This window comes from Butyrivibrio sp. WCD3002, assembly GCF_000424265.1.
Classification (GTDB): Bacteria; Bacillota; Clostridia; order Lachnospirales; family Lachnospiraceae; genus Butyrivibrio.
This window is the reverse complement of record NZ_AUJO01000043.1, coordinates 1-3,293: the sequence shown is the minus strand read 5'-3', so window position 1 is coordinate 3,293 and position 3,293 is coordinate 1. Positions and strand designations below refer to the sequence as shown.

At 36.4% G+C, this 3,293-nt stretch carries 4 protein-coding genes; all 4 read right to left on the bottom strand.

Annotated features, from left to right (window positions below):
- Window positions 1-173: 173 nt before the first annotated feature.
- The 4 genes from G608_RS0117670 to G608_RS0117655 all read right to left on the bottom strand — a co-directional run bounded on the left by G608_RS0117670 (window position 174) and on the right by G608_RS0117655 (window position 3,069).
- Window positions 174-407, bottom strand: a complete 234-nt coding sequence (locus tag G608_RS0117670; protein ID WP_196810241.1) for a hypothetical protein — start codon at window positions 405-407, stop codon at window positions 174-176.
- Between the two features lie 283 nt (window positions 408-690).
- Window positions 691-1,257: a hypothetical protein gene (locus tag G608_RS0117665; protein WP_026497096.1), complete on the bottom strand. Its 567-nt coding sequence runs from the start codon at window positions 1,255-1,257 to the stop codon at window positions 691-693.
- Between the two features lie 368 nt (window positions 1,258-1,625).
- A complete protein-coding gene (locus tag G608_RS0117660) occupies window positions 1,626-2,705 on the bottom strand; it encodes a HigA family addiction module antitoxin (RefSeq protein ID WP_026497095.1) in 1,080 nt (359 codons plus the stop codon).
- A complete protein-coding gene (locus G608_RS0117655; protein WP_155833324.1) occupies window positions 2,698-3,069 on the bottom strand; it encodes a hypothetical protein in 372 nt (123 codons plus the stop codon). Before G608_RS0117655 ends, G608_RS0117660 begins: the two co-directional genes overlap by 8 nt.
- Between the last annotated feature and the right edge of the window lie 224 nt (window positions 3,070-3,293).

Here is a 3,293-nt window from a genome sequence, read left to right as displayed (position 1 = left end):
ATGACACGCAACCCTGCAATGCCTAATTCACATTGTTTGTCAAGGCGCGCGAACAAATGTTCATAAATTGTTAACAGTACACGGTTACCGAATTCTATCACTCTGAATGACTACCACTGGTCTGGCTTTAGATGCATAATTCTTGTCCTGTAATGTCCATATCTCTCCACGCTTCATTCCATTATCTCCATAGCCAAATCTGTTGCAAATTCTGTGGCTTCCTTCTCTGTCTCAAAAGGTTCCACCTTCATCCTGCGGCTCTGAACGGGATATGGAAAACCATGGTGGTCATTAAATGCGTATATGAACATACGTAAAGCATCTGACGTCGTAGTTCCTAGGTTTGCTGCCGTTTCTTGAAACAAATCATATTCTTTATCTTCTACTCTTGTGACCGCTTGCTTCATAACAATCACCTCCTGTTAGCAAAATGATAGCAATTTGTCACCAAAAAGTCAAGAGTATCTGGGCAAAGAAGATGCTACCCATACTCGCATAAGCACATCTCGCCAGCCTGTTGTCAAATGACATAAATCGTCTGTAATCCAGTATTTATGCGGCGCTCAGTATATTTTCATGACACGCAACCCTACAATGCCTAATTCACATTGTTTGTCAAGGCGTGCAAACAAATGTTCATAAATTGTTAACAGTACACGGTTACCGGATTCAGACAAGGTGTATGAACCATTATATTGAAAATAGATCGGCATCAAGTTCACCAATCCGTTTTTCTATAAGCTTGAGCCATTCATCAGCATCCTTATTATTTGAAGAAAAACTAATGGACCAGTTATACTCGTCTCGCATATATCGTCTTGCGTATGCCTCAGCATCAATCTCTACTCTGTCCGTCAAATAGCCTTTACTTCCGGGATTGGGCGCCATTAAATATTTCTTGCCCGCCTTATAGAATATACATCTTTTACGTGCGCAGGCTGTTATAGCTGCTTTCTCCAGAAATATTTCCTCATTATATTCGTGTTGCCATTTATGTCTTAGTTCATGGGCAAGCGTCTTATATACCGTTTCCAATTCAGTGTTTTCATAAATATATATAGAAACAGTATCAGTAATGGCGTCATAATCACCGCTTCTATTCCTTATATCTCCGCCTTTGCCTTCGCCACCAAAAATCCCGCAGCAGCTATAAATGCATATTCTTGGAACATCTATCCCAAGAATTCCGCATATTTTCTTTGCTTCGTTTAATGTTTTTGTTTCAATCATTTCCAATATATTTTCAACTTCTTCCATATTTACCCCCACTTCTCCAAATTTCTTTATGCCTGATTCATATAATAACAAAAATATTTCTATGTAAATATACGGATGTATTAAAAAAGCCAACAATCAAATTCGACTGTTGACTTAATTTTCAAAAATTATGTAGTCAAGACGCTTCGGCGCATGTTAACAGTACACGGTTACCGAAATTCACATTGTTTGTCAAGGTACGCAAACAAATGTTCATAAATTGTTAACAGTACACGGTTACCGAATATTAGTTCTTTGGTCGTTTGTATTCTACAACTGACCACATGAGTTAAATCTAATCATGTGTAAGCGTAAAAAGAGGATTCTGTGAACATTCCTATCAAATGCTCACAGAATTCTCTAGTAATTTAAAATACGGTCTGTATTTTATATTTATGCTGAAGTGCTTTCAAAGATACATCATCAAATCTCACATATTTATCATTTGTAAGTCTTCCAATCACAATTCCGGGATCTCTATTAATCCTCACGGCAAACCTTTTTATCGAAGTCACATCAAACTTCTTTTCTGCTATGAAAGCATCATATTCTTCAGGTGGAATCAGTTTGCTCTCTGCATAGCGATCTGCAAGTACTTCTTTTTCTCCTGTTTCATTTTCGAAGGAAATTCCGTAATCGCCATTAATAATGTGTCCAATCTCATGAAATAGAGTAAACCAGAATGAATCAGCATTTAATCTACAGTCATTTACCATAAGCATTATGTTATTTCCAATACGCTTAGTTGCACCATTTGTCTTGGACCCGGACAAGTTAGGCATAATAACAAATATTACTCCTACATCATAGAATGCTTTCTTTATCTTTGGATAAAAGCCTCTATGATCTGTCGTAAGAGTTAATGCATAATTAACTGCTTTTTCAAACTTGCGCTTGTCAAACTTAGGTGCTGGGGTTGCCAATACTTTATTAATGGCAACCTGTACCATAGCATTTGCCCTGACAGTACTTGCTTCATCATGATCATCTTTAGCGCTCCTAAAATTTACCGCCAAATCCTGCTTCGTCAAAACTGTCAATGAAGCAATATTCAAAAATTTCCTAACTTCTACAATCTGCTCATCTTTTTTTCTCGGCAAATCCGATAATCCATAATGCTCACGAAAGTATTTGTAATCAAGATAATTAAATATCCTTCTCTCCTCACGTAATTCTTCTTCAGAATCAGCCTCAGCCTTTGCTGCATCATATGCAGTCTGTAGATTCAACCAATAGGTGATACTCGTTCCTAGCATTTTGGAAAGTTTCATTGCAATGTCAACAGATAAACTTTGCTCACCCTTTATAATTATACTGAGATTTTTTGCAGTAGTATTAAGTCTTTTAGCAAAATCCTCTTGAGTTAGTCCACTCTCATCAATTATCTCCTTTATATAATATCCCGGGTGAAATGCAATTGTATCATTATATTCTATAAAGTTACTCATAATGTTTGCTCACCTCCGTAATCTCAACTATTCGAACAGTTTCAGCAATTTCATCAATGTTACAAGGGTCATAAACCTCTTTACTTTCATTAAGAGGCTGAAGAATAATTCTCCATGGTTCTTTTCTTGATTTTACATCAATAGCGAAATATCCCTCTAAATCCTTTCCATTTTTATTAGTTAATTTATGAAAGTGGAAAGATGGTTGAACTATAATATCTTTTATCGTGTCTGCTTGTTTTAATGCGTTTATTCTCGCAAGTAGGCAAACTGCAAGTGGTTTATTACCACCGAAAAGTTTACTCGCTGCTTCCAAACTGGAGCATTGCTCCTGGACCTTTTCTTTGGAATATTGCAGTTCCAAATCCATCCTCCTTTCTCAAATAAATTACCTAATAGGTAATTTAATTATAGTGATCATATAAAAAACTGTCAATCTTTCTGTTCCTTAACAAATCCATTTATACGAATTTTTCGATAAAATTTTTATTTTCCCTCTTTTCCTTTTGTCATTGCTATAACGGCCTCCATATACCCCATTAGCCTTTCTCGCTGCTTCTCGTCCATACCATGGTATGTGCTGATCAA

Excerpts from the sequence above, each read along its gene's own strand:
- G608_RS0117670 (WP_196810241.1), bottom strand. The coding sequence starts at position 407 with ATGAAGCAAGCGGTCACAAGAGTAGAAGATAAAGAATATGATTTGTTT.
- G608_RS0117665 (WP_026497096.1), bottom strand. The coding sequence starts at position 1,257 with ATGGAAGAAGTTGAAAATATATTGGAAATGATTGAAACAAAAACATTA.
- G608_RS0117660 (WP_026497095.1), bottom strand. The coding sequence starts at position 2,705 with ATGAGTAACTTTATAGAATATAATGATACAATTGCATTTCACCCGGGA.